The organism is Nocardia sp. NPDC051052, from assembly GCF_044456045.1.
Lineage (GTDB): Bacteria > Actinomycetota > Actinomycetes > Mycobacteriales > Mycobacteriaceae > Nocardia.
The window spans coordinates 911,454-935,897 of record NZ_JBITFL010000001.1 but is presented as its reverse complement, the minus strand read 5'-3'; the positions used below and the strand labels follow the sequence as shown (position 1 = coordinate 935,897).

The window sequence follows — 24,444 nt, the reverse complement described above, 5'->3', positions numbered from 1 at the left end:
ATCTCGAACGAAGCCACACGGTGTCGAGAAATCGTGTCGAGAACGCGAGGTGTCCGAGATATCGGATTGACCAATTCTTGGAAAACGCCTTGGGGATACACGCTCATCGGCATTTGGCTGCGCGGCCCAGCCGAGAGGATCTCCGCCAGTTGATCTTTCGGGCAACCGTCGGCCGCCTCGGACCGCGTGCCATGCGGCATGAGCGGATGCTTATCGGACGGCTGGTCGGAACGATTACCGGGGTGTTAGTCGTTTGCGGGGACGGCTCAGTCGAGAGGCTTTCCGTGGTGGCGGGCCGTCGGAGCCGGTGGCGCGACCCGACTCGCGAAGCTCAGCGGTCGCCTGGGCCATGAGCTGGGAGAGGGTGGCGTCCGGCTCGGCTAGCCAGCGGGGCATGGCGCGGCGGTGGATCGCCAGCACCACGTCGATGATGAAGCGTGCCTTGCCGGGCTCGACGCCGCAGCGCTCGATCGCTGCGGTGTCGAGGAATCGGTGCCGGGCTCGAGAACGGCTCAACCCATGCGTACTAAGCGGGCGATTGTTTTCCGCGACCTGGGCAACAACAACGGGCGCAACCGCTTGCCGCCGGTGAGGAACTCCCGCAACAGCCCGACGAACTGCACCACTTCAGCACTGGCAGCACCAGATTCCTTGGCCTGCAAGAACTCCGCCAACAGCGCATCGACCGCCGCCCGGTCCGAGACCGCCAACTTGCCGTCCTGCGCCGCCCTGCCCAGGATCCCCGCGCAGGCAACCGGCAACGGCTCTCGAGTATCGGGACCAAGCATGGACCGGCCGATCGTCACGGTTGCCTCTCTCACGGATCGGGCGACAGCACCCGCGTGCGGCTGCATCGCCATGGCGGATCCCACAGTTGGTTTTACTGTCAGTAAAGTGGTTTGATCAAAAGTCAAACACAGGCGCTCGCTGTCGTCAATCGCCCGCGTAGCAGCACCGCGTGGCCGACCGTGGAGCATCCCCTGGTCTGAGCATCCCGGCGCACCAGTGCGCACCCCTGGACCCTATGCCCGCTCCGGAACTCGCGCAGGGTGATACCTGGCGTCCTACCGATGCAACTCCCGGTGCGGCAGCGCATGCCTTCTACTGCTCGCCCCGGCTTGCCAACGTTGATCTTTCGGCCAGACCGGCTTGCCACTTCGGACCGCGCCACACGACAACACCGCGCGTATCGCTGACAACCGCCGAAATACACTGTTGGACAGGCGATCAGGAGGAACTGGTGCAACAAGCTACTCGGCCGATACCAGCACCGATTCCCCCTGATCGCCTGTCCAAGGTGATCGGTGACCGCTCGTTGGCACCGAATGGATGTTCGGTGCCACAGCGCATCTCGCCCTGCCAACCGCGCGGTAAGCGGCATAGAAAGACGTTTGGTGCGTCGGTTTCCTGGACGTGGGGAACGTCCTCCTGATGCGCTTGTCGGGCTTGGTGTCCCATCGCAAGAGCAGGAGGACGTTCCATGGGTAACGGTAGCGGTGTGTCCCGGGGTGATCGCAACCGCAACATGCGTTTGAGCAGGCTGCGGGGGTTGGTGCCGCTAGAGAATGCGCTGGTCGGGATCGATCTGGCCGACCGCAAACAGATGGTCGTGGTGTGTGATCATGACTCGAAAGTGCTTGCCCGCAAGACGTTCCGGTGCCGTGCCTGGGATATGGGTGTCGCGTTGGACTGGGCTGGGCAACGCGCCGTCGCGGCGGGGTTCACCGGGGTGACGGTGGCGTGTGAGCCGACCGGGCATCGGTGGCGGGTGCTGGGACAGCTGGCCGCGGATCGGGGCATGTTGTTCGTGTGTGTGCAGCCGGCGATGACGGCCTGGTCGCGTCGTGCCGAGGATCTGACCACGGACAAGACCGACGAGAAGGACGCGGTGTTGATCGCGCGGTTGACTGCGCAGTTGCGTTGTTATGCGCCCGAACCGGTCGATGAAACCTGGGGTCGGTTGCGGCATCTGGGTGCCCGCCGGGAACGACTGCTGGTCGAGGTGGTCTCCCAGATCCAGCAGATCCGCGCGCTGCTCGAATGTGTGTGGCCGGCCGCGCTCGAGGCCGCCGCGCAACCATTCAAATCTCGGACCTGGATGGCAGCATTGCGAGTGATCTGTGGCCGCGACGGCGGCGATTTCGCGCGCACCCGCCGGTTGGGCCGAGACCGGCTCGAACGCCTGGTCCGTGGCGAGGTCACTCGTGGCGGTGCGAAGCGGGCGTGCTTTCGGATCACCGGGAAACTGTTTGCGGCACTCGATGATCGCGCCGGAGTGCTCGCTCACCGGCGCGGCGCCCTGGAACGGGTGCACCTGCTGCTCGAAGACTGGGCCGAGGCCAAGCGACGCCTGGTCGACACCGAAACCCGCATGGTCGGCGTGCTCGATGAGCTCCGGCTCACCGGGTTGGTCACCTCGATCGTCGGACTGTCCGCGGTCGGGGCGGCGGCGATCCTGGCCGAAACCGGCGATCCTGCACGGTTTCCCACCGCCCGAGCAGTGGTCAAACACGCTGGCCTCGCACCCCGGGAAAAGAAATCCGGTGCTTTCACCGGCCGCGCCCGCCTCACCGGAGCTGGGCGCCCCGGCCTGCGGCTGGCTGCCTGGCGCGGGGTCTGGGGCACCCAACGCGCCAACCCCGTCTATGCCGCCCGCTACCAGCACCTGACCACCCGAGACACCAACCGGCTCACCCCCACTCAAGCCCAGGCCGTGATCGCCGCAGCGATCCTGCGTCAACTCCACGCGGTCGTCACGACCCGAAAACCCTGGAACCCACACATCGCCACCCACGGCACGGCAGCGGCGAAGCCCGCCATGATCTCGACTGCCGCCTGACCGGCGCGCTGTCGAGCAGAAAGGTCGGGGCGAGCCCCACGCGGCATCGAGACACCCACGTGATCTCGCCGGAAATCATGGGCAGCCCCGCCCTGTCGTCACACAACCCGATTACACGCTGCCGGGCATCACCCCATTACCGCTATGCCGGGACGACGACAGACGGGGCACCGACCGAACTACTTGACACAAAACGACTTACGCTGATTTCCGGATGTGTCATTGAGGCTGGGCTCCGCATGCGTCGGAGCAGCTGGGTAGCGAGCGAACTGGGCGGAGTCGATGCCTGGCCTGTGATCGTGTTGCACGTTCTGCTTGAAAAGCGTGATGGTCTAGTCGTCCTGCCCGTGGCCTTGCCGATAGCGTCGAGTGTTACGACGGGTCAACCCGTCGATCGTGATCGATCTTGCAAGTGTGCTGGGAAGGTCAATGTTATGGGGGACGGTCGACACCGCAGTTCCTGCGGACGGCGCCTGGCGCGAAAGATTATGGCTACGGGCGGTTTCGAGGGCGACGCTGCGTTTGCCGTCCACCGGCACTGTGGTGTTTCGCTGTTGCGGGCACATCGCATCGCCCGCGGGTACACGCTGGTGGGCGTGGTCGAGATGGTGAAGGAGATCCTGCGTTCGCGTGGAGTTCCGTCCGAAGGTCTTGCACACCAGCAACTCTCGCGCTGGGAGAACGGGCGAGACACGCCGTCACCGCGCTATCTCGATGCGTTGTGCGCTCTGTACGGCACCCGGTGCGACCGGCTCGGCTTCGGGAACGACTACTCCGATGCGTGGGCGATCCCGCTGGGCGGTGAGGAGACCGTAGACCGCAGAATGCCCTCGAATCCGGCGGTGATCGGTGCGGAGTTCACGCCGTTATCGATGATCGAGCTGTTGAGCAGTAATGGTGGCGTTCCCGATAGGGGTAGTACGGCGGTGGCGTATGTTGACCAGCTCGAGGCACGCACCGAGCGGGCCGGGTACGTGCTGTACGCCGCGGTGCCGACCGAGTTCGTCCCGACGCGCATGGCAGATCTGGCACAGATCAAGGCGGCTCTGATGTCGGTGCAGTCAGCGGAGATACGGCGGCGGCTGTATCGTCTTGTCGCCAAGAACGCCGGGTTTATCGGTATCCGGATCATGGACGTTGCGGGCCTGGACGATGCCCTCGAATGGCTCGGTCTCGCTCGCCGCGCCAGCCGGTTAGCCGAAGATCCCGGTGTGGAGGCGTGGATTGCCGGACATATTTGCACGTCGTGCGCCTGGTACGGCCGGTTTCTCGATTTCGGCCTCGCGGCCGCGCACCTGGCCCAATCGGCTGGAGGTAGTCGCCCGAACGCCGCGGCTGTGTTCGGCTATCTGGCCGAGGCGGGCATACAAGCCAGGATGGCTTGCCGCCGAGAGACTATGGCAGCCATCCGCGAGGCCGATCGGATGTTCGCCGTTCTTCCCGAGGCCGAGGCAGTAGCCGATGGATGCCACATCATCGAATACTTTCTGCGTTGGCATCAATCCGCCGCCCTGACCGCGCTCGGCGCGACAACCGACGCCGGGGTACTGCGGACACGAGCTCTCGAGCTGCCGTTCAGCAGACAGGACCCGGTCGGGGCATTGGCCCTGCGTTTGGACGATGCCGCCTCGAAAGCTGCGGAGGGAGAACTGGATTGGGCCTGCCGTGTAATTGCCGATGTGTGGGACCGTACGCCATCGGAGTATCGAATCGGCCAAATCCCGCGCCGCGCGTTGCAGATCCTCGACAACATAGCGCCCGCCAACGCCGCCAGCAGTCAGGTCCGCGCGGTACGTGATCTGCTGGTTAGTCCCAGACCTTCGTCGTGAACGCACGCTCATCGGCAGTAGCGGACGTTCGCGAGATCAACTGTGGGCCATGGCTCGTTCTCGAGCGAACGCCCGCACGGCGGCATTTGTGGATGTGCTCTCCGGGCACGGTGGCGCGGTGGTTCAATCGCTCGATGCGTGGTGACGAGATCATCGGTCAGTGGAGTGTGGAGGCTGGGTATCACAGCTCGATGGAGGATGAGCAGTTCGTCTTCTGGGGTGATGGTGTGGGGTTGGTGGAGTACGCGCGGCCGGGGGCGAGCGAGTGCGTGCTGTTCCGATGGGCGCGGACGGCGATTCGGACGGTGCGGCTCGAACCGCATCGGTGCGTCCGGCGCGACGGCGGTGCGGTGGTGGATGATGATGATGATGTGCCCGAGGTGGTCGAGATCGGTTACCGGATCACGCGGGAGCAGCGGCCGTTGATCGGTGAGGTGCTGCCGGTGCTGTACCTGCCCGCTCCGTTCGCGGCGATTCCGGACGGCGGGTACGGGCTGATCACGCGGGAACCGGCGGTGTATTTCACGAAGATGCGGCGCGCGAGTTCGTAAATCGAGGCATCGTCAAAAGTCTGTGCGCACCATGCTTACATCCGCATGGCCTACTTGCCGACACGCTCAGAGACTATGCGACCGTTCCGAAACCTGGATTCCGAACGGCCGCAACCATTTCCGCCGAGAGCAATAGGCGGTCCCTGCGCCTTGGGGGCGCGCGCCGACGCTCGGTATCCGGCAGTAGTGGACGTTCGCCGACCGGTTCGGACGGCGCGAGCCGCGGCAGGTGCGGACGGCCTGCTTGTTACCCGTCGGCGAGGTCGTCGCTATCGTGAACGGCGAGGTCACCATCGAGTCGTAACTAGGCCGCCGTGGCCTAGTCGACTCGCGGATCGGAGAGAGCGGCGTCGGATCATGGCAGAGGATTTGGCGGTTACTCGGGGGCTGGTGATACCCGCGTCCGAGTTGCGGGAGCGGTTCTCGCGGTCGTCTGGTCCGGGAGGGCAGCATGTCAACACCACCGACAGCCGGGTAGAGCTGTCGTTCGACCTTGCCAACTCGCCTTCGGTGCCGGAGTGGCTGCGTAGCCGGATGCTCGATCGCCTGGCTACCCGCCTGGTCAACGGGGTGCTCACGATCGCCGCGTCGGAGCAACGCGCACAGCTGCAGAACCGCGCGGCCGCGCGCGATCGCCTGGCCTCGTTACTGCGGGAGGCCGCTGCCGCCCCGCCACCCGTTCGCCGCGCCACCAAACCCTCGCGCGGAGCAAAGGAACGTCGCATCTCCGCGAAGAAGCGGCGCGGCGTCACCAAACGCAACCGCCGCGCCTCCCCCGACGACTAGCCGACGGGCAGCGCCTGCGGCAGTGACACTTTCAGGATTCGCGGGCAGCGATTGCGGCTTGGATTCGTCGTAGCGTGCGTAGGCCCTTCTTCGCGGCGACGCTCACCATGCCGTCGAAAACCGTTGCGCCACGGTCGTTGGCCATCAGCCGTTCCAGCGTTGGCACGGCGCGATCGTCGCCGGTCGAACCGAGCGCGACGGCGGCCCAGTATCGCTTGTCCGGGTCGTCACCGTCGGCGGCCTCGCACAACCTCGGGATGACGTCCGGCGCGAATGTGGCCAGCGCGCTGGCGATATAGCCGATGCGGTAGTGGCGGCGGTTCTCGAATTCGTCCCACAGTGCGGCCAGTGCCGCGTCGCCGCCGATCATGCCGAGGGCCTCGGCGGCGCGTTCACGCATTCCGCTGATCGAGTCCCGCAGCACGGGTGCGAGCGCCGGGACGACCGATTCGTCGCCGAGGGTGCCCAGCGCGATCACCGCTTGCTCTCGCGCCATCTGCTGGGAATGGTCCAGCATCGCGACCAAACCGGGGACCGCGTCTCGGAAGCCGAGCGCCGCGCAACCCATCGCCGCCCACGCCTGGCAGTTGTACCGAGTGTCGGCCAAGGACGCGAGCAGCGGTGCCCGTAGGGTGTCGTCGCCGAAGACCGCAGCCCGGTTCAACGCCCGGCTGTACAGCGACCGGTGGTAATCGGGATAGTCGCGGACGAGCGCGCACAACGTTTCCTTGGCGGATGCGTCGCCGTCAGCGGCTCGCACGAGCAGCAGCCGCAGATTGTCCTCACGGGTCTCGAGATCGCCGTCTTTGAGGGATCGCGCATCAGCTGGGTTCACCGCTCAACGGTACCTGGCGATGATCTTCGTCCTCCGGCCACGTTTCGGGTGGTCAGCGCGGTTGATTCAGCGCCGCATCGCCAACCGGGGCCAGACTTGGCCGACTGTCGCAGTGCGGTCGCGACAGTACTGCGCAAGATCCATGCCAGCACGATCACCGATCCTCGATGCATGAGCGACCGCGCTTTCCCCGCGCCATCCACGATCAGCGAACAAGCACAGAAGTGGCTTGCCCTGCGCGGCGACGCGCTGACATATCCGGCTGCCGACGACACCGACGCCTGGCTCGCGATGGCCGAGCAGGCGAACAAGTCCACCGCCCAACGGTTTCCGGTCGACGAGCTGCCCGTCACCGTTGCGGACCTCGACCTGGACGGCGTCACCGTGTATGCGGCCGAGCCGCATGAGAGCGAAGGCGACGCGCTCTACCTCTGGATGCATCCGGGCGGACTACTCGTCGGCGGCGGGGCCGCGTGCCGTGCGACCACGAGCAGAACCGCAACGGAGAGTGGCATTCTCACGTGGGGCGTGGACTACCGCACGCCGCCTCTGCACCCCTACCCGGCCGCGCTAGACGACGCGATGACCATTTACCGAACCGCGCTGAAGGACTGCGACCCCGCGCGGATCGTCGTGGGCGGTGACTCCGCCGGAGGGAACATCGCCGCCGCAATTCTCTTGCGCGCCAAGGACGACGGGCTCCCGATGCCCGCGGCCCTGGTGCTCAACACGCCGCAGGTCGACCTCACCGAATCAGGCGATACCTTCCAGACCCTGGCCGGCGTGGACAACGTAGTCAGCAGCCTGCGCGAGACCAACGCACTCTACGCGGCGGGCGCCAGCCTGGCCGACCCCTACCTGTCCCCCGTCTTCGGTGATCTGTCCGGCTTCCCGCCCACCTTCCTGCAAAGCGGCACCCGAGATCTGTTCCTCTCCAACGCAGTACGGATGCACCGCAAACTATGCGCCACGGGCGTAGACGCCGAACTACACGTCTTCGAGGCCATGCCGCACGGCGGATTCGGCGGGGACACCCCCGAAGACCGCGACCGCGCCACAGCACAGCGCCGATTCATCGCGAAACACGTCCTCTGACAGCAGAATCGGGCCCAAACGCGCCAGAGGCATTGGCAGTCAACCGATCCGCGGGCGGACGCCGAGAACCGTTCTAGGCGGGTGGAGTCTCGGCGCGCCCGTCGTATTCGGCGCGGGCTGCGTCGATCCGCGTCAGATGCGCGATGCTCCACTCCAATAGCGGCGCGGTGGCTTCGCGCAGCGTCTTGCCCATCGGGGTGAGCTCGTAGCTGACGTGCGGCGGCATGACGTTGTACACGGTGCGAGTGAGGATTCCGTCGCGTTCCAGGCTGCGCAGGGTGACGGTGAGCATGCGCTGGCTGATCCCGTCGATGTCGCGCTTGAGTTCGGTGAAGCGGCGCGGCCCGTGCCGGAGATTGCGCACGACCAGCAGTGACCACTTGTCCCCGACGATGCCGAGCACTACCCGGGCCCGGCACGCGTTGTCCTGCTGCGGCTCGCTGTCGGTCGTGGTCATGGTTACCTCCAAGGAACCCCAGCACCGAAATGTGCCTTATTGCCTGCGGTGTGACGAGTGATCATGATGGTTGTGGTTCTCCAACCATACCGAGTTACTGATAGTAACGATAGATTCTGCGCGCGCCACCGCGCCTCGAACAGGAAGATCTTCACAACCATGTCAACATTTGTGCTGGTACACGGCGCTTGGCACAGCGGACGCTGCTGGGAGCGGGTGACGCCTCTGCTGGAGTCGGACGGACATCGAGTGCTCGCGCCGTCGCTGACCGGCTACGGCGACAAGGCGCATCTGCTCAGCCCCGAGGTAGGACTCGAAACACACGTCGACGACATCGTCACGCTGATCGAGGAGCAGGACCTCACCGAGGTGGTCCTGGTGGGTCATAGCTATGCGGGACTGGTCATTTCATCGGTGGCGAACCAGATTCCGGACCGGATCGGGCATCTGGTCTACCTCGATGCGATGGTTCCGGAGGACGGAGAGACCGCGGTCGACGTTCAACCCATGAGCCAGCACCTGATCGACCTCGCCGCGACGTCCGGCGGCGGCTGGCGCGTTCCGCCGCTGCCGGAGCAACCGCCACCCTTCGGCCTGTTCGGGGTCACCGACCCGGCGGATGTGATCTGGCTGCGTACGATGCTGTCCGACCAACCGGTGCGCTGCCTTCAGCAACCGGTCCGGCTGAACAATCCTGCCGCGCAAGCGATCCCGCGCGCACACATGCACTGCGTCGGCGCCACCCCGGCAGGCATCACCCGCAGGCCCGTCCCCGCGATACAGCCCAACGGTTCGCCGGCGCGGGTGCGGGAACTGGAGACCGGCCACGACTGCATGATCACCATGCCCGTCGAGTTGAGCAAACTACTGCTCGAGCTCAGCAGATAGCAGCGCTGCCACCCAGCTGTTCGGCGCTGGTCAGAGTGACGCCGGTCCGCGCGCCGCACAGGGCAACCAGCCGGGTGGCGGAATAACTCCGCCGACCGGCTTATTCGATCCCGCCGATCAGGCGAAAACAGCCCGGCGAACACGATGTGAAACGTTCGGGGTGCATGATGGCGGTGCGCGAAACCCCGAACTCGTCCGCGATGTCGCCTTACCGCCGCCGGTGGTTACGGCGGAAAGGAACGTTTATGCGGTATGACGAATACCGGACCTATGATGCGGTCGGTCTGGCTGAGTTGGTGGCCAAAGGGGAAATACTTCCGACCGAGCTGTTGGAGATCGCGTCGGCCCGCCGCGACCAGGTCGACCCCGCGATCAACGCGATCAGCCTGCGGATGGACGAGGCCGGGCGGGCGGGCGCCGCACAACCGCTCGAGGGGCCGTTCGCCGGCGTGCCGTTCTTGCTCAAGGATCTCGGACAGGATTTCGCGGGCTATCCGACGGCGTCGGGCACCGGTCCCTTGCGAAAAGTGAAGGCCGACAAGAACAGCACGGTGGTGCAGCGGTGGATCGACGCCGGTCTGGTGATCTTCGGTAAGACCACCACGCCCGAGTTCGGCGCCGTCGCGGTCACCGAAACCCGGACCTACGGCGCGACGCGCAACCCGTGGAATCTCGACCGCACGCCGGGTGGTTCGTCCGGGGGCTCGGCGGCCGCGGTCGCGGCGGGGATCGTGCCGATGGCCGGTGCCAGTGACGGTGGCGGCTCTATCCGCATCCCGGCGGCATGCACCGGTCTGTTCGGTCTCAAGGCCGGGCGCGGACTGATCCCGGCGGGTCCCGACTTCGCCGAGCACATCCTCGGCGCCGCCACCGCCGGTGTGCTGTCGCGCGGCGTCCGCGATTCGGCGGTGATGCTCGACCTCCTCAGCGAACCCGATCCCGGCGGCCCCTACCTGTCGGGCCGGTCCGCCCAGTCCTACGCCGCGGCGGTGGATACGCCACCGCGCCGCCTGCGCATCGGATTCACCCATGAATCCCCCTTGGGCACACCGATGCACGCCGAGGCCGTGCGCGCGGTCGAGGTGGCCGCGGCGCTGCTGGAACAGCTGGGCCATCACGTCGAGCTCGCCGAGCCGCGGCTGGACAGCAAGCAGATGGCGCACGACTTCATGACGGTGTGGACCGCCAACCTGGCCGCCCGGCTCGCCGAGGCCCGAAAGCTCAGCGGCGCAAGCGACTCCGACTTCGACCTCACCACCCGCGTGGTCGCCGCCGCCGGACGCGCGCATTCCGCCACGACATTGATCGAGGCCCACGGCCGGTGGAACACCTACACGCGCGCGCTCGCCGAATTCCACGAAACCTACGATCTGCTGCTCACACCGACACTCGCCGAGCCGCCATTGCGCATCGGCCAGACGAAACCGCCTGCGGCCGTGGAGAAGATCATGGGCTTACTCCTGGAACTCCGTGCGGGCACGGCGATCACGCGTACCCCGATCTACCGCGACCTCGTCCTGACCAACCTAGCCCCGGTCCCCTTCACCCAACTCGCCAACATCACCGGCCGCCCCGCCATGAGCGTGCCCCTGCACCGCACCGCCGACGGTCTCCCCCTCGGCACTCAATTCGTCGGCCCCCTCGGCTCCGAATTCCTACTCCTGCAACTGGCCGCCCAACTCGAACAAGCCCAACCTTGGAGCCATCTCGAACCCTCGCTCTAGCAAGAAGATTCGCGGCCGTAGGCTGTAGCACCGACCGGGACTGCAACGGACGGGAAGCGAGCATGCGGTAGCACGTGCTCGCCGACGACGTGGCGCGGCCACTCGGCGCCGGGGCGGAACGCGCGCCGCTGCTGACAGATCCGGCCCCGCAGGTCGATTCCGATGCCATCGACCGCATCGGCGCGCGCGTGCACGCAGTCGCCGATCACCGGTGGATGATCCTATGCCGTCCACTGAGTGGACGGCATCGGTATCTCGTCGATCATGCGGCAGGCGAGCACCTTTGGGCACCGCACCGGATACGCTGGAACAGGTACACCAACGAGCCCTGACGTTTGCGTGGGATATCAGTCTGTCTCAGCGACCATAGGCAACCTCAGACCGGCAGCAGGTCCTGCCCCAGGTATTGGTGCCCGTTCATTGCGGACTCGCGCACGGCGGCGAACCCGTGGGCGATCATGGCCTCCTCGTAAGCGGCGATCGCATCGTTGGCAACAGCCCCGTCCGGCCCCTCGCGCAACGCCGCAGCCAGTGCGGCTCCGTCACGTAGCGCGGCGTTCGCCCCCGCCCCGGCCGCCGGACTCATCGCGTGGACCGCGTCGCCGAGCAACGTCACCCGGCTCGACGCCCATGGCGCGAAGGGCACGCTCGTCCGAATCACCAGCGGGAACACGGTTTCCAGCGCCCAGCTCGACACCATCGCCCGCACGCGCGGATGCCATCGGTCCACCTGCCGCAGCGCGAGCTCCCGCAGCCGCTCGCCCGAGAGCCCGGCCAGTTCCTCGTCGGACAGACCGATCGCCTCCCGCCGCAAGCCGACCGAACAGGTCATGAACGGCTCCGGGTGCGCCACCGGCGCCACGCCGACCATCGTGTGGCCAGGCCCAAGGATCATGCTGTACACGGCGTGCATTTCGTCGTCGAACAGCGGCCGGGTCTGCTCGTTCAGCGAGATCTTGCCGTACAGCTGCCGCAGCCCGGTGTCCTCGATCCGCGCGTGCGGCAGATACTGGCGCCGGACCGGTGAGTTGACTCCGTCCGCGCCGACGAGCACGCCGCCGCGCGCTGTGCTGCCGTCGGCGAAGTACGCCGTGACCCCGTCGGCGTCGCTGTCGTAGCGGGTGAGCCGTTTTCCGAAGTGGACAGCGTCGAGTCCGCTGAGCAGGATGCGCCGCAACGACATTCGGTTCACGTTCACCCCGGGCTCCGGGAACCGTGCCACGGACTGCAACGCGAGCTGGTCGTCATAGCGCATGACAGTGGGCCGCGGCCGCAACGATGTTGCCTCGAACCGCGCGTACAAATCGTCCGGCAGCACCTCTCGCACTGCGCGAATGCCCGTCACATCGATGTGCAGCCGATATCCCTGGAGCCGCGACTCCGGCGTCTCATCCCGTTCGTAGACGGCGCAGGGAATTCCAGCGCGCTTCAGCCCCTGCGCGAGGCACAGCCCGCCGATCCCAGCCCCGACCACGAGAACGCCGTCCTCCGGCCGTCGCCGTTGCGGCACAGCACTTCCCGACGCAACATTGTTCGATGACGCAGCATTGATCGACACAGCAAAGCCCCTTCACAGACGTATCGACTGAAAGGGACGCACAGGTTCCCGCGCCGCCGACGACGGCCGCGAGATGCTGGGCGAATCTTCCGGACTAACCCGTACCGGAATAAGTCTTCGCGCGTCCTCCATCCCGAAACTACCAGATTCGATCATTGCCTCGCCAGCGCGCGTCGGTGCTCGAATCCCTTGCCCGACAAGCCAGCTGGAGCACCGCAGCCGCGGCAGCACAGGTACTGCCGCTACGGGCAGGAACCGGTGAGAGCGTCGCGCGAACCGTCGAGGTAGGCGTTCCGATCTTCCGGTGAGCGGTCTTCCCATCGGGGTGAGCTCTGCGCTTTGCTGATCAATCCCTCGACGAACTTCCCTGGGGTCCAGGTGGAGTCGGCCTTGTTGAGTGCGGCGTCAGCGGCGATAAGGCCCAATACCTGTTCGCATGTCATGTGACGCAGCTGTGTGGGTACGGCGGCCGTCGTCGTCGTGGCCGCCGGTGTTGTCGCAGCCGCCGCGGCGGAGGCGGACAGAATCTGCTGTACGGTAGCGCGCTCCGAGTCGCCATCGAGCGAGCAGCTGGTGAGGGCGGCGGCGGCGAAGAGAGCGGCCGCGGCCATACCGACCTTGGACAGAGACATCGTGAGTTAGTCCTCGATAGTCGTGATAGTGCGCATGTTTTATCAGTATCGAGACAGGCTGAGGGACAGACTGTTTCCGATCTACGACCGACCGTACCGCCAATTGTTCGTTGTGCGGCTCGGTAAATGTGGAGCTGTTGTGGAGCTCCTGTGTAGGTCTCCGAGCCAGGCTGCGCGCGTTGCTATGTTGCCTCCGTCGCGTCGAGCTGTGACGCGATCGAGGGTCGCACCGTTTCGATTGGTGCACACGACAACTGGAGTTCTCGACGATGCGTACTCATCCCACGGTCGCAACCCTCTGCCGCGGCGCGTGCCACGGACTCGCGCTCGGTGCGCTCGGCGCGCTCGGTCTGGTCGGCATGGCCTCGCTGTACTTCTACGATGGCGGGTCCGAGGATCATACGTATCTACGGGTCGGCGACTGCTGGGACTACAGCACCAGGTTCGACGAGCGTGTGCACCTGAAGCCTTGTTATGGACCGCATTTCGGCGAAGTGATCCTCGACGCACCATGGCCTGGCACCACTGTGCGTGCGGACTTCTGCGAACAGCGGCTGACCGCGATCCTGTCGAAGAACAGCGGTCTGCTCCCCTACACCATCCCGACCAGCACCATCCTCTGCGCGGTGACCTCCGCTGCGCACACCGACACCCGCACCGGACGCCTGACCGGCAGAGCCGATCGGTGACCCTTGATCCCGCTCTGCGGCCGTGCGCAGCGCACGGCGACCAGATTCCAGCAATCCGGCGCATGCGTCGTAACCGGCTACCCCAGAGCGAGATCGGCCGCCTGCCATCACTTGTCCCTGATCAAGCGCGCGGTTCGCGGCAGATGAGTGCGTTTCCGTAGGGCCTCTATGCGTGGCCGCAATGGACTGGCCCGAGCGCGATCGCACGGTCAGCGAGCCGAAATCTAGCAACGCTAGACAAGCTAGTGGGTAGATGTTACCGTTGCTCTAGTTTCTAGCGGTGCTAGAATTCATCGAAAGGGAAACCGAAATGCTCGTTGTCACCGGCCAGATCATTGCCGCCGTCGCCGTTCTCGCCAATGCCGTCGTCTATGGCACCGATGTCTGCGGGGCCGTGATCATGCGGTCGGTGTACCGCAAGCTCGATGATGCGACCGTGACGGTGAGTGCGGGATGGGGTCACTATTACGGCGATAGGCGCATGCCGGTTGTCGGTGCGGGCGGCGTGGTCACCGCGGTGCTCACATTGCTGATCGCACTGCTGGCCGGGCAGATCGGCGCCGCCGTCGCGGCGGGGATCACGGTGGCGGCGCTGCTGACCTGGCTCGCTTTCTACGTCCGCATCGCCAAGCCGATCAATACCCAGCAGACCGCCGCCGCGCAGAGCGGCATCATTCCGGCCAATGCCCGTGCGCTGCAAGATAAGTGGGACAGCATTCTGAAGTACCGGGTCGCCCTGCAGTTCATCGCCATCGCCGGACTGTGCGCCGCGCTGATCCTGTTCTGATCTCACCCAGCGACTTCCGGCTGATCGCCGGGGGCACACCTGATATCGAATTCACCGAGGAGAACCCGACATGACCTTCACCACCAACGAGCAGCAGTTCCTCGCCGAGGCCGGGATCGGCCGGCTGGCCACAGTGTCGCCCGACGGCGTCGTGCAGAACAACCCGACCAGCTATCGAGTCAACGCCGACGGCACGATCGACATCGGGGGCATGCGCATGCGCACCAGTCGAAAGTACCGCAATGTCGAGTCGGGCAGCCGGGTGTCGTTCGTCATCGACCAACAGGTTTCCTTGGAGCCCTATGTGATTCGCGGCATCGAGGTGCGCGGCACGGCCGAGGCGCTCGAGGACGAGGAGCCACCGTTCCCGCCGCAGGAACACGCGGTCATCCGCATTCACCCCGATCGAGTCATCTCCTGGGGCATCGACGGCAAATCCTTCGACTTCACCAGCCGCGGCGCCGAGTAGTCAGCGGCGACTCATTCCGCCTTGTCGACCGTAAAGTCGCGGACCAGCAGGAAGAACGGTATCGCGGTGGCGATACCCACCGCGAAGGTCAGTACGAACGAGATGGCCCACCACCGCACGATGCCCAGCCGCCGCGCTTCGGAAAAGGCCCAGGTGTGGAAGCCGAGCACCACGAACGCGAGGTCGGCCATGGCGAAGCGGCCGGGCACCGTCTTGTTGATGTCGCCGACGAAGAAATCCAGCGCCGACTTCGGCCCGTTGCGCCGCACGTAGGGCAGCGCGATCGAGTTCTGGGTGATGAACGCGGCGACGAGCGTCGCGATGAGGGTGGGTCGTCGCCAGGACGAACCCGCAATACCGTCGGACATGGCAGTCTCCTGAAGTCGTGACGCGAGGTCGTTGGCCTCGGCGACCGTCCGGCAACCAAAGCCACGGAAATAACCGCTACCTATCGTTACATACAATTGGAGGCCGGCGAGTGAGTGGCTCGGATCTACATCTGCGGCAACTGCTCGCCCTGCACCACTTCGATATCGAGGTCGATCTTGACGGTGGTGCCGACGGCCGCGACACCCGCGCGGACGAGGACGTTGTAGTCGATGGCGAAATCGTTGCGGTGCAACAGAGTTTCGGCGTGGAAGGCGGCGCGGACGCCGCCCCACGGGTCGGGGCCGCAGCCGCCGTAGGTGACATCGAGGTCGATCGGGTGGACCTGCCCGTGCAGGGTGAGTTCGCCTGCCATTATCCAGGTGTCGCCGCCGGTTCGGCGAAAACTATTGCCGGTGAAGCTGATTACCGGGTATCGCTCGGCATCGAGAAAGTCCGGGGAGCGCAGGTGGTCGTCGCGCATGCCGATGCCGGTGTCGATGCTCGCGGCCTTGATTTCGGCGAAACCGGTGGACTTGTCGAAAGTCTCGGCGATGTCCAGTCGGCCGTTCACCTCGGCGAAGCGGGCCTTGATGCTGGCGATGCCCAGGTGGCGTGCGGTGACGATCACGGTCGAGTGCACCGGATCGATGGTCCACGGCCCAGGCGGCGGGGTAGCGACCACACCCGCCTCCGGTTCCATGGTGATCTCCAACCGGCCCCCGCCGTCGCGGGCGGCGCGAACCATCTGTGCTACCGGCCGGAACCCGGGAGCGGTCACGACGGCGGTGTACGTGTCAGGAGGCAGCGGCTCGGTGCGCGCCGTCCCGGCCGCATCGGTGGCCGCCCGCGCGATCTGGCGGCCGCTCATATCGGTCACCGTCAACACCGCATCCGGCACCGGCCAGCCGTCCGCGGTGTGAATACGGGCTGTCAGCCCGCTCATGGCCGAGCTGTCTCTGAGAGACCCGGGTCCTGCGTGGTCACGTCGGCTGCCTCCGCATCCTCGTAGCCGAACCGCACATCGTGCGTGATCTCGTCACCGGCAAGGGTGATCTGGCTGGTCACGGGCGGATAGCCGCGGGCGACCACGGTGTATTGCCCCTCGGGTAGGTCGCGCAGGACGTACTGGCCGTTCTCGTCGGTGCGGGTGGCGGCGATCGGTTCGCCGGTCGCGTCGAGCACGGTGACGTAGGCGTCCGGCACCACCCGCCCGTTGGCCGATGCCGATCCGGCCAGCACCGACATCGGCGAAAGTTCGATGTCGTGGTGCAGCAGGCCGCTGTCGGGCACGGTGAGCGTGATCGCGCTGGGCCGCATGCGTTCGGCGGCGGCCACCAGGGTGTAGGTGCCCGACAGCACGCCGTGGCAGAGGTAGGCGCCATCCGCGCCGGTGACCGCCGCGCCGACGACCTCGCCGCGCATATCGGTGAGGGTGACGGTTGCGGCGGGAACGGGTTCGTGGCGTCCGGCCGTGCGCACCACGCCGGATAGTTCACCGGATCCGAGCAGTGTGAGGTCGAGCGCTTGCGGCTGCTCGCCGACGGTGACGTTCACCGCCGCGGGTTGCAGCCCGCTCGCCGCCACGATCAGCACATATCTGCCCGCGGCAGGGGCGTCGATGCGGTATTCGCCGTCGGAACCGCCGCTCGCGCGCGAAACCTGATGTCCGCATTGGTCGATCAGTGTCAGCGCGGCACCGGTGACCGCGCGGCCGTCCTCGCGGTGGATGCGGCCGCCGATCGAACCGGCTCCGCCGGTGGGAGCGGAGAATCCGGCGGCCGAATGCACCGCGGCCAGTTGCGTCACCGCCACCGAGTTCGACTGTGCCCGGCTGCCGTTGCTGCGCCCGAGCGCGCCGGCCAGCACCGGTTCGGGTTCGCTGAGCGCCTGGGCGGCGCCCTCCCACACCTGCGTCTCGTCCCACGACTCGGCGCTCGGCGCGGCTTCCTTACTCGGCTCAGGAGCCGGCGCCCCGGCGTCTTGCAGCGGAATCTCCTTCATGAAAAGCAGTACCACACAGGCCAATAGCGCCACCGCGGCAGCGGAGTAGAAGACACCGTGCAGCGAGTTGGTGAAGCCGATCAGGATCGGCTCCTTGACCAGGTCGGGCAGTGCGGCGATACCACTCGTATTGCTCTGCAGGCTGTCGAGCTGGGCGGGCGCGAATCCGGGCGGCAACTGCCCGCCGAACGCGTCGATGATCTTGTGCGGCAACAAGTTGAACATGATCGTCAGGAACACCGCGACGCCGAGCGTACCGCCCATCTGGCGGAAGAAGGTCGCCGATGCGGTGGACACCCCCATATCGGAGGGCGGTCCGGCGTTCTGTGCCGCGATGATCAGCGTCTGCATACAGCCACCGAGACCGAACCCGATGATGCCGCTGTACAGCAGCGGCTGCCACACCGGGCTGTCGAACTGCACCTGCGCGTACAGCGCCGCGCCGCACGCGATGACGAAAGTGCCGACCACCGGCAGGAACTTGTATCGACCGGTGATCTTGGTGACCCGTCCGGCGATCTGCGAGCCGACCATGATGCCCGCCACCAGCGGCAGCATCAGCAGACCCGCCTTCGTCGGCGAATAGCCGCGCACCACTTGCCAATACAGCGGCACCATGGACAGCGCGCCGAACATCCCGACGCCGACGATGAAGCCACCGGCGATGGTGACGCTGAACGTCGAATTCTTGAACAGCCGCAACGGAATCAGCGCCGCGTCCTTCATCAGATACTCGATGACGAGGAACAGCAGCAGTCCGACTCCCCCGACCGCGTAGCAGATGATCGAGCGACTCGACCCCCAACCCCAGCCGCGCCCCTGCTCGGCGACGATCAGCAGCGGCACCACACAGATCGCCAGCGCCACCGCCCCGAGCCAGTCGACCCGGTGATTCTGTCGCTGATGTGGCGTATTGAGCACCCGGAAGACCACGGCCAGCGCGATCACGCCGATCGGCACGTTGACCAGGAACACCCAGCGCCAGCCGTCGATCCCGCCGAGACTGTCGTAGCTGGACAACCAGCCGCCGAGTACCGGGCCGAGCACCGTCGCGCTGCCGAAGACCATCATGAAGTAGCCCTGATAGCGCACCCGTTCGCGGGGCGGCACGATGTCGCCGATGATGGTGAACGCCAACGACATCAGGCCACCCGCGCCGAGACCTTGGAAGCCGCGGAAGCCGGCGAGCTCGTACATCGACGTCGCGAACGTGCACGCGGCCGAGCCGAGCACGAAGATCCCGATCGCGGTGAGGTAGAACGGCTTTCGCCCATAGATATCGGCGAGTTTGCCGTACAGCGGGGTGCTGATGGTCGCGGTGATGAGGTAGGCCGTGGTGGCCCAGGCTTGTTCGTTGAAACCGTGCAGGCTGTTGGCGATTCGCACGATCGCCACGCTCACGATGTTCTGATCCAGCGCGGCCAAGAACATGCCGAGCAGCAGGCCGGACAGGATCGTCATGATCTGCCGGTGCGAGAGTGCCGCTCGCACACCGGCAGCCAAGTCCGGCGGTGCCTGAGTGGTCGGATTCGTCATATTTCAAGACCTATTGGGGTTCGGCAATACGGGGCGGGGTGGTTTCGATCGCGGTGTTGAACCGGTCGAGCAGGTCGATCAGCACGGATCGTTCCTCGACGGGCCAGTCGGCCAGGAGTTCGGCCATCCAGAGGTTGCGGTGCCTGCGGTTCCGCTCGAAGACTCGCACGCCCTCCGCGGTGGCCGCGAGCACGCACGCGCGGCCGTCGATCGGATCGGCCCGGCGCTCGATAAGGCCATGCTCCACTAGGGATCTGGTCTGCCTGCTGATCGTGGATATCTCCGAGTGCAGGTGCTCGGCGAGCTTGCCGGTCCGTTGCGGCCCATCGTGCACGAGACAGAACAGCACCGAGTAGGCGAGCCGCTCCAAGCCGTCCGGTCCGTGTTTGACCAGTTGAGTTTTCGTCCGGTTGATCAGTCGCACGAACCGGACCAGCTGCGTGCCGAGCCGATCGGCGTCGTCGAACGCACCGGCGGCAGCCGTGGGATCGAGACCGGCGGTCATCGCGCTTCACCTTCTTGCACCTACAGGATTTGCTTAGCACCTTTAACTAGTTGCTTCTGCCAACTATACATTCGGCTCGGCCCGACACGCCATGGCCGATACGAGATCGGCTGCCCCGGTACCGGATACGCGCGAGTGACGGAATGTGATGACGAGCAGCCGACGACGCGCGACGCGCGACTTTCCGGCCTGGCTCAGACGAGGGTGCGCAGTGCTTCGTCGTCGTCGCTGCCGGGCTGGGGGAAATACACGTACAGCACGTGGCCCTCGTGACCGGCGAGCGCGAAGGTTTCGAAGCTGAGGGTGAGGATCCCGATGCCGTCGACGCGCAGTCGTTTGTCGCCCATCACGCGGGCGTATACGTCGTGGGAATCCCACAGTGCGCGGAACGTTTCGCTGCGCTCACGCATGCTCGCGACGAACGGGGCGAGTTCCGCGGTGCGGGCGGCCGCGGTGGCACGCAGGCCGGCGACGGCTTGCCGACTGATGTCGTCCCAGTCCGGGTAGACCTGTGGCGCGCGCGGGTCGAGGAAGGTGAACTCGATCAGGTTGTGCCCGGGGCTCCACGCCGGGTTGACCCGGGCGGCGAGCGCGGTGCCTGCCAGCACGTCGCGGTTGGGGCCGACGACGAACGCGGGCAGATCAACCCACCGCTCCAGCAGGTGCAACACACCAGGCCGCACGGTGTGCGCTGGAACAGCGCGGCTGTCGACCGGGGCCAGCGGCGGCGTCGCGAGGGACCACAGGTAGGCCCGCTCGGCGTCGTCCAACCGCAGCGCGCGGGCCAGAGCTTCGAGGATCTCGCGGGACGGATTCCGGTCGCGCCCTTGCTCGATCCGAATGTAGTAGGACGGGCTGACCCCAGCGAGCAGTGCCAGTTCCTCGCGGCGTAACCCGGTGACCCGCCGTCGGGTGGTGTCAACGACCCCGGCGGAGGCGGCATCGACTTTCTCCCGGCGAGTACGCAGAAAGGAGCCGAGCTGGTTGTCGTCGAGTGCCATCCAGAACGACCTTACCGGCGCCCACCAGCTCGATCACTCGCGGAAGCTACCCCTGCGAGAGCCAGCCTCGAGGGGGTGTGGCACCTCGTCGGACGCGCTGGTGCCATGGAGGCATGTCGAACGAAACACTCGAACTGCCGGTGTGGCTGATCACCGGATGCTCCAGCGGTCTCGGCCGCGCCCTGGCCGAATACGTCCTCGACCGAGGTGACCGGGTCGCGGTCACCGCCCGCGACCGTGCGACCGTGACCGATCTCGCCGACCGGCACGGCGACCGGGCGCTGGCCTTAGAGCTCGACGTCACCGATCCCGCGTCGGTGACCGCGGCCGTTCAGGCTTGCGAGGAAACATTCGGACGCGTCGACGTCCTGGTGAACAACGCCGGATACGGCTACCTGGCCGCCATCGAAGAGGGCGAGGACACCGAAGTTCGCGCGCTGTATGACACCAACGTGCACGGGGTGGTGACCGTCCTCAAGGCGGTGCTGCCCGGCATGCGGGCCCGCCGCTCGGGGCGGATCGTCAACGTCTCGTCGTTCGGTGGCCTGGCGGCCTTCGCCGCGACCGGCTACTACCACGCCACGAAGTTCGCGCTGGAGGGTCTGTCGGAGTCGCTGGCCGCTGAGCTCGCGCCGCTCGGCATCGCGGTGACGATCGCCGAGCCGGGTGGCCTGCGCACCGAGTGGGCGGGAACCTCGATGCGCCAATCCCCCACCCGCCTCGACGATTACGAGCCGACCGCGGGCAAGCGCCGCAGCTCCACGCTGGCCGTTTCCGGCCGCCAGCCCGGCGACCCGGCACGGGCGGCCGCGGCGATCGCGACAGTCGTGGACGCCGAAACGCCGCCCCTGCGCCTGCTACTCGGCTCCGACGCGCTCGCCGGAGCCCGCGCCCGCCTGGACCGGACGCGACGCGAAATCGACGCCAATGAGACATTGACCCAGAGCGCGGACCTGGTGGAGGCATGAGCGAACACCGGAACCGGGCGCAGCAAGGTGAGAGCATAAGCGGCACAGGCGCTTTCGTCGTCATCGGCGCCGGGCCGGGGCTGGGCGCAGCGGCGGCTCGCCGATTCGGCCATTCGGGGCATCCCGTCGGGCTGATCGCGCGCGGCTCCGAGCGCCTGGCAGCCATCGCCGCCGAGTTGGCCGCCGAGGGCCTGACGTCGGCGACCGAAACCGCGGACATCACCGGCGCGCAGGCACTCGAGGTGGCGCTCATCGCATTGCGCGAACGGCTCGGCCCGATCGAGGCGGTGCTGTTCAGCCCGCGACCGAGCCTCGGGTGGATCAAGCCGGTGCTCGACACCGAGCCGTCGGACGTCGCGAACGCGCTGGCGCTGAGCGTGCTCGCCGCTGTGGCGGCCGTCCGCACGGTCCTGCCGGACATGCGCCACCGGGGACGCGGCACCCTGCTGTTCACCACCGGCGGCGCCGCCGTCGAGCCGCACCGCGACCGCGCGGTGTCCGGCATCGCCTACGCGGCCGAGTCGGTCTACGTGCGGATGCTGCACGACACACTCGCCGATGAGGGCGTGCACGCTGCACAGGTCACGGTCGTCGGCCCGATCGGCCCCGGGGCCCGGCATGAACCGGACGCGGTGGCCGAGGAGCTGTGGCGGCTGCACACCGAACGCGACCAGCCGCTGGTCGTCCTACGCTGACCCCGGCGGGCACCGGAGCCCGGCGCCGAACCGAGGACTCCAGCAACGATCTCCTCGGCGATCCGTCATGGCCGATCGCCGAGGAGATCACCCAACGTCTCACCGGCACTGAGGTTTCCGCGTCCCGGACGCCACGCATCGCCGTGCGCGGCCGACGCCGTGATCAGCGCGCGTATGCCCCAGCAGATCAGTCGCACGCTACGCACGAACTGCTCGTCTTGCTCGTACGCTGCCGCTCCGGATGTGGTGAGCGGATAGCGCGCCCGCAAACCGGCCACCACTGACGCGTCTACGGGCAGGGGGTGCGGTTCGATTTGTTCCTGCAGCACGAAGCCGGTGACATGACTCAACATCGTGTCCGCGGCGACGATGGCATCGCTCGTGGGCACCCCGCCGTCGACCAACGTGCCCAAGAGTCGTTCCATCAGCGAAAGCGCGCTGTCACTAAGCGATTTCGGGCTTTCGGCCAATAAGAGGGCGCCGCCGGGATGATGCAGGATGCTCTGCCGCAACGCCACGATTTGCGCCTCCACCCGCGCGCTCCAGTCCGCCTCGGCAGGCAACCGCGCCAGCGCGGAGGAGCCTGCCTGATAACCCCCTCGGGCAACTCTTTCCGCCATGAGGCGCAACAGGCTCTCTTTGTTCTTGACGTGGTAGTAGAGGCTTCCGGCGTGCACGTCGAGCCGCTCGGCAACCTGGCGCATGGATAGCCCCTGATAGCCGACCTCGGTGAACGTAGCCATCCCCGCGTCGACGATCCGTTCGATGGTCAGCTTCATCGGCTCCCACTCTAGCGGTTTTCGAACAACGTTTGAATTGCACCCTATGCATGGGCTACGGTCGTCAGCGACGGATTCGAACACTGTTTGAAAAGGAGGTGGGGCCGCACATGGACTCGGTGCTGTACAACCTGACCACCGCGGCTCTGTTCGTGCTGCTGTTCGCCGCCGGCCGCACCGCGGTGCGGCCGGAAACCATCCCGCACCGTCGAATTCCCTGGGCGGCAACCGCATTGACGGTGATCGCGATCGCCGCAGTGCTCACCCAACTGCTGTGGTCCGGGGCGATGGGCACGCTGGACGGCGACCCGGGCAAATCCGGCTGGTGGCGTCCGCTCACCTCGGTGTTCATGCAGAACGGCGGCGTGAGCGGCGCGATATGGAACCTCGTCACGCTCGCGGTGATCGCGGCGCTCGCCGAATGGATCTGGGGCGCAGCCGTCATGCTCGCACTGTTCCTTGTCGGCGCGCTCGTGCCCGGTCATCTCGACGCCCTCTTCGGCCTGAGCAGCGTCAGTGTCGATCCCCGCAATTTCGCCGGAAGCTCCGGCACGACATATTTTCTCGGCGCCACCGCCGCGGCCGTCCTCCTGCTCCGCGCAAGCTCGTTGCCCGAACGCCTGCTCTCATTGGCCGCGCCGGCAGCGGGTATGTGCTTGTGGCTCGCCCAAGACAACGCGCACGGTCTGGTCGTCGTTTACGGATACGTCCTCGGCGTGGTGGCGTGGCTAGCGCTGCGTGCGGTACTGCCCGCGGAGCGCGACCGTCACCCTGGGTCCCGGAAATCGGTCGGCGACGTGCTCGCCCTGCTGCCCGGGAAGAAATCATCGGCGACTCGACAGGGGTAAACGCAGCGCCCGGCGAACGCATTGATCGACCTGCCCGCGTCATCCGCCGAGGCGCACCAGACATACAGACAACGGTGGCATCACGTCGGATCCACGCATCGCAATCACACACCGATAGGAGTTTTACATGCGCGTACTGCGTGCGCTCGGCACCGGAAGCCTGGTCGGCATTTCGATCCTTATCTGCCCCACACCGGCTCAGGCCGCACCACTTTCACTCGAAACGCCCGCGCCACTGTCCAGCGAACCGGTCGCCGGAGGATGGTGCGACCTGAATCCGTTGATCGGCGCGTGGTGCTTGATCGCCAGCCAGTCGGCATAAGAATCTTCCCGAAAACTATTACTGAAAAGGGCTTTTCACGATGAACCGAATTTCCGCACTCACCACGGGCGCCCTACTCTCGGCCGCCGTCCTGCTCCCCCTCGCCCCCGCACAGGCCGAGGCACCGCAGCCCGCGCTGGAGCAGGTGAGCACCGACGGCAGCAGTGGCTCGTCAATGCAGTCGCTCACGTGCACGATCCTGCGACTGATCCTGCTCAACCAAGGCCCCGCGTCGTGCGCCTAGCCGTGAAATCGGGACTATCGCGGCCGTCGCCGCAGTA

At 66.4% G+C, this 24,444-nt stretch carries 27 protein-coding genes; 15 read left to right on the top strand and 12 right to left on the bottom strand.

Annotation, left to right across the window (positions count from 1 at the left end; all coding sequences use genetic code 11):
* Window positions 1–234: 234 nt before the first annotated feature.
* Window positions 235–516: a hypothetical protein gene (locus ACIBCN_RS04175; protein WP_396989984.1), complete on the bottom strand. Its 282-nt coding sequence runs from the start codon at window positions 514–516 to the stop codon at window positions 235–237.
* Window positions 513–860, bottom strand: coding sequence for a hypothetical protein (locus tag ACIBCN_RS04170; protein WP_396989983.1), 348 nt, complete (start codon window positions 858–860; stop codon window positions 513–515). Before ACIBCN_RS04170 ends, ACIBCN_RS04175 begins: the two co-directional genes overlap by 4 nt.
* Before the next feature lie 620 nt (window positions 861–1,480).
* On the opposite strand from ACIBCN_RS04170, the gene ACIBCN_RS04165 reads away from it, so the two are divergent.
* The 4 genes from ACIBCN_RS04165 (at window position 1,481) to arfB (ending at window position 6,005) form a co-directional block, all read left to right on the top strand.
* A complete protein-coding gene (locus ACIBCN_RS04165; RefSeq protein ID WP_396989982.1) occupies window positions 1,481–2,839 on the top strand; it encodes a transposase in 1,359 nt (452 codons plus the stop codon).
* A gap of 59 nt (window positions 2,840–2,898) precedes the next feature.
* On the top strand, window positions 2,899–4,668 hold the full coding sequence (locus tag ACIBCN_RS04160) for a helix-turn-helix domain-containing protein (RefSeq protein ID WP_396989981.1): 1,770 nt from the start codon (window positions 2,899–2,901) through the stop codon (window positions 4,666–4,668).
* A 134-nt stretch (window positions 4,669–4,802) separates the two neighbouring features.
* Complete coding sequence (locus ACIBCN_RS04155; RefSeq protein ID WP_396989980.1) at window positions 4,803–5,219, top strand: hypothetical protein; 417 nt, start codon at window positions 4,803–4,805, stop codon at window positions 5,217–5,219.
* A 357-nt stretch (window positions 5,220–5,576) separates the two neighbouring features.
* Window positions 5,577–6,005 (top strand): alternative ribosome rescue aminoacyl-tRNA hydrolase ArfB, encoded by a 429-nt coding sequence (gene arfB / locus ACIBCN_RS04150; protein ID WP_396989979.1) that lies wholly within the window; start codon window positions 5,577–5,579, stop codon window positions 6,003–6,005.
* A 31-nt stretch (window positions 6,006–6,036) separates the two neighbouring features.
* On the opposite strand, the gene ACIBCN_RS04145 is transcribed toward arfB, so the two are convergent.
* The gene (locus ACIBCN_RS04145) at window positions 6,037–6,840 is read right to left on the bottom strand and encodes a HEAT repeat domain-containing protein (protein ID WP_396989978.1); all 804 of its coding nucleotides are present in this window, start codon (window positions 6,838–6,840) and stop codon (window positions 6,037–6,039) included.
* Between the two features lie 171 nt (window positions 6,841–7,011).
* Between ACIBCN_RS04145 and ACIBCN_RS04140 the strand changes: the two genes are divergently transcribed.
* A complete protein-coding gene (locus ACIBCN_RS04140) occupies window positions 7,012–7,935 on the top strand; it encodes an alpha/beta hydrolase (RefSeq protein WP_396989977.1) in 924 nt (307 codons plus the stop codon).
* Window positions 7,936–8,008: 73 nt separating this feature from the next.
* Here ACIBCN_RS04140 and ACIBCN_RS04135 read toward each other — a convergent pair whose 3' ends face one another.
* Window positions 8,009–8,392: a winged helix-turn-helix transcriptional regulator gene (locus ACIBCN_RS04135; protein ID WP_396989976.1), complete on the bottom strand. Its 384-nt coding sequence runs from the start codon at window positions 8,390–8,392 to the stop codon at window positions 8,009–8,011.
* Window positions 8,393–8,551: 159 nt separating this feature from the next.
* On the opposite strand from ACIBCN_RS04135, the gene ACIBCN_RS04130 reads away from it, so the two are divergent.
* Together ACIBCN_RS04130 and ACIBCN_RS04125 are read left to right on the top strand one after the other, a co-directional pair.
* Window positions 8,552–9,280: an alpha/beta fold hydrolase gene (locus tag ACIBCN_RS04130; RefSeq protein WP_396989975.1), complete on the top strand. Its 729-nt coding sequence runs from the start codon at window positions 8,552–8,554 to the stop codon at window positions 9,278–9,280.
* A 245-nt stretch (window positions 9,281–9,525) separates the two neighbouring features.
* Complete coding sequence (locus ACIBCN_RS04125; RefSeq protein WP_396989974.1) at window positions 9,526–11,004, top strand: amidase; 1,479 nt, start codon at window positions 9,526–9,528, stop codon at window positions 11,002–11,004.
* A 376-nt stretch (window positions 11,005–11,380) separates the two neighbouring features.
* Here ACIBCN_RS04125 and ACIBCN_RS04120 read toward each other — a convergent pair whose 3' ends face one another.
* Both ACIBCN_RS04120 and ACIBCN_RS04115 read right to left on the bottom strand, forming a co-directional pair.
* Complete coding sequence (locus tag ACIBCN_RS04120; RefSeq protein WP_396989973.1) at window positions 11,381–12,514, bottom strand: FAD-dependent oxidoreductase; 1,134 nt, start codon at window positions 12,512–12,514, stop codon at window positions 11,381–11,383.
* 290 nt (window positions 12,515–12,804) lie between these two features.
* Window positions 12,805–13,194 carry a hypothetical protein gene (locus tag ACIBCN_RS04115; protein WP_396989972.1) on the bottom strand — a complete coding sequence of 130 codons (390 nt, stop codon included), beginning with the start codon at window positions 13,192–13,194 and terminating at the stop codon, window positions 12,805–12,807.
* 269 nt (window positions 13,195–13,463) lie between these two features.
* On the opposite strand from ACIBCN_RS04115, the gene ACIBCN_RS04110 reads away from it, so the two are divergent.
* The 3 genes from ACIBCN_RS04110 (at window position 13,464) to ACIBCN_RS04100 (ending at window position 15,139) form a co-directional block, all read left to right on the top strand.
* Complete coding sequence (locus ACIBCN_RS04110; protein ID WP_396989971.1) at window positions 13,464–13,883, top strand: hypothetical protein; 420 nt, start codon at window positions 13,464–13,466, stop codon at window positions 13,881–13,883.
* A gap of 280 nt (window positions 13,884–14,163) precedes the next feature.
* The gene (locus ACIBCN_RS04105) at window positions 14,164–14,670 is read left to right on the top strand and encodes a DUF1772 domain-containing protein (RefSeq protein WP_396989970.1); all 507 of its coding nucleotides are present in this window, start codon (window positions 14,164–14,166) and stop codon (window positions 14,668–14,670) included.
* Window positions 14,671–14,740: 70 nt separating this feature from the next.
* Window positions 14,741–15,139, top strand: coding sequence for a PPOX class F420-dependent oxidoreductase (locus tag ACIBCN_RS04100; RefSeq protein ID WP_396989969.1), 399 nt, complete (start codon window positions 14,741–14,743; stop codon window positions 15,137–15,139).
* A gap of 11 nt (window positions 15,140–15,150) precedes the next feature.
* Here ACIBCN_RS04100 and ACIBCN_RS04095 read toward each other — a convergent pair whose 3' ends face one another.
* The 5 genes from ACIBCN_RS04095 to ACIBCN_RS04075 form a co-directional block, all read right to left on the bottom strand.
* Complete coding sequence (locus ACIBCN_RS04095) at window positions 15,151–15,507, bottom strand: DUF2834 domain-containing protein (RefSeq protein ID WP_396989968.1); 357 nt, start codon at window positions 15,505–15,507, stop codon at window positions 15,151–15,153.
* A 125-nt stretch (window positions 15,508–15,632) separates the two neighbouring features.
* Entirely contained in the window at window positions 15,633–16,451 is an 819-nt protein-coding gene (locus ACIBCN_RS04090) for a YceI family protein (protein ID WP_396989967.1), read from the bottom strand.
* A complete protein-coding gene (locus ACIBCN_RS04085; RefSeq protein ID WP_396989966.1) occupies window positions 16,448–19,045 on the bottom strand; it encodes an MFS transporter in 2,598 nt (865 codons plus the stop codon). Before ACIBCN_RS04085 ends, ACIBCN_RS04090 begins: the two co-directional genes overlap by 4 nt.
* A gap of 10 nt (window positions 19,046–19,055) precedes the next feature.
* The gene (locus ACIBCN_RS04080) at window positions 19,056–19,550 is read right to left on the bottom strand and encodes a MarR family winged helix-turn-helix transcriptional regulator (RefSeq protein WP_396989965.1); all 495 of its coding nucleotides are present in this window, start codon (window positions 19,548–19,550) and stop codon (window positions 19,056–19,058) included.
* 194 nt (window positions 19,551–19,744) lie between these two features.
* Window positions 19,745–20,551: a helix-turn-helix domain-containing protein gene (locus ACIBCN_RS04075; RefSeq protein ID WP_396989964.1), complete on the bottom strand. Its 807-nt coding sequence runs from the start codon at window positions 20,549–20,551 to the stop codon at window positions 19,745–19,747.
* A gap of 113 nt (window positions 20,552–20,664) precedes the next feature.
* Here ACIBCN_RS04075 and ACIBCN_RS04070 point away from each other — a divergent pair, with 113 nt between their 5' ends.
* A complete protein-coding gene (locus ACIBCN_RS04070; protein WP_396989963.1) occupies window positions 20,665–21,519 on the top strand; it encodes an oxidoreductase in 855 nt (284 codons plus the stop codon).
* The gene (locus tag ACIBCN_RS04065) at window positions 21,516–22,214 is read left to right on the top strand and encodes an SDR family NAD(P)-dependent oxidoreductase (protein ID WP_396989962.1); all 699 of its coding nucleotides are present in this window, start codon (window positions 21,516–21,518) and stop codon (window positions 22,212–22,214) included. The genes ACIBCN_RS04070 and ACIBCN_RS04065 overlap by 4 nt, the downstream gene beginning before the upstream one ends.
* 65 nt (window positions 22,215–22,279) lie before the next feature.
* On the opposite strand, the gene ACIBCN_RS04060 is transcribed toward ACIBCN_RS04065, so the two are convergent.
* On the bottom strand, window positions 22,280–22,993 hold the full coding sequence (locus tag ACIBCN_RS04060; protein ID WP_396989961.1) for a TetR/AcrR family transcriptional regulator: 714 nt from the start codon (window positions 22,991–22,993) through the stop codon (window positions 22,280–22,282).
* 110 nt (window positions 22,994–23,103) lie between these two features.
* Between ACIBCN_RS04060 and ACIBCN_RS04055 the strand changes: the two genes are divergently transcribed.
* The 3 genes from ACIBCN_RS04055 (at window position 23,104) to ACIBCN_RS04045 (ending at window position 24,407) form a co-directional block, all read left to right on the top strand.
* On the top strand, window positions 23,104–23,841 hold the full coding sequence (locus ACIBCN_RS04055) for a hypothetical protein (RefSeq protein ID WP_396989960.1): 738 nt from the start codon (window positions 23,104–23,106) through the stop codon (window positions 23,839–23,841).
* A gap of 127 nt (window positions 23,842–23,968) precedes the next feature.
* Window positions 23,969–24,163 (top strand): hypothetical protein, encoded by a 195-nt coding sequence (locus ACIBCN_RS04050; RefSeq protein WP_396989959.1) that lies wholly within the window; start codon window positions 23,969–23,971, stop codon window positions 24,161–24,163.
* A 40-nt stretch (window positions 24,164–24,203) separates the two neighbouring features.
* A complete protein-coding gene (locus ACIBCN_RS04045; protein WP_396989958.1) occupies window positions 24,204–24,407 on the top strand; it encodes a hypothetical protein in 204 nt (67 codons plus the stop codon).
* The last annotated feature ends 37 nt before the right edge of the window (window positions 24,408–24,444 follow it).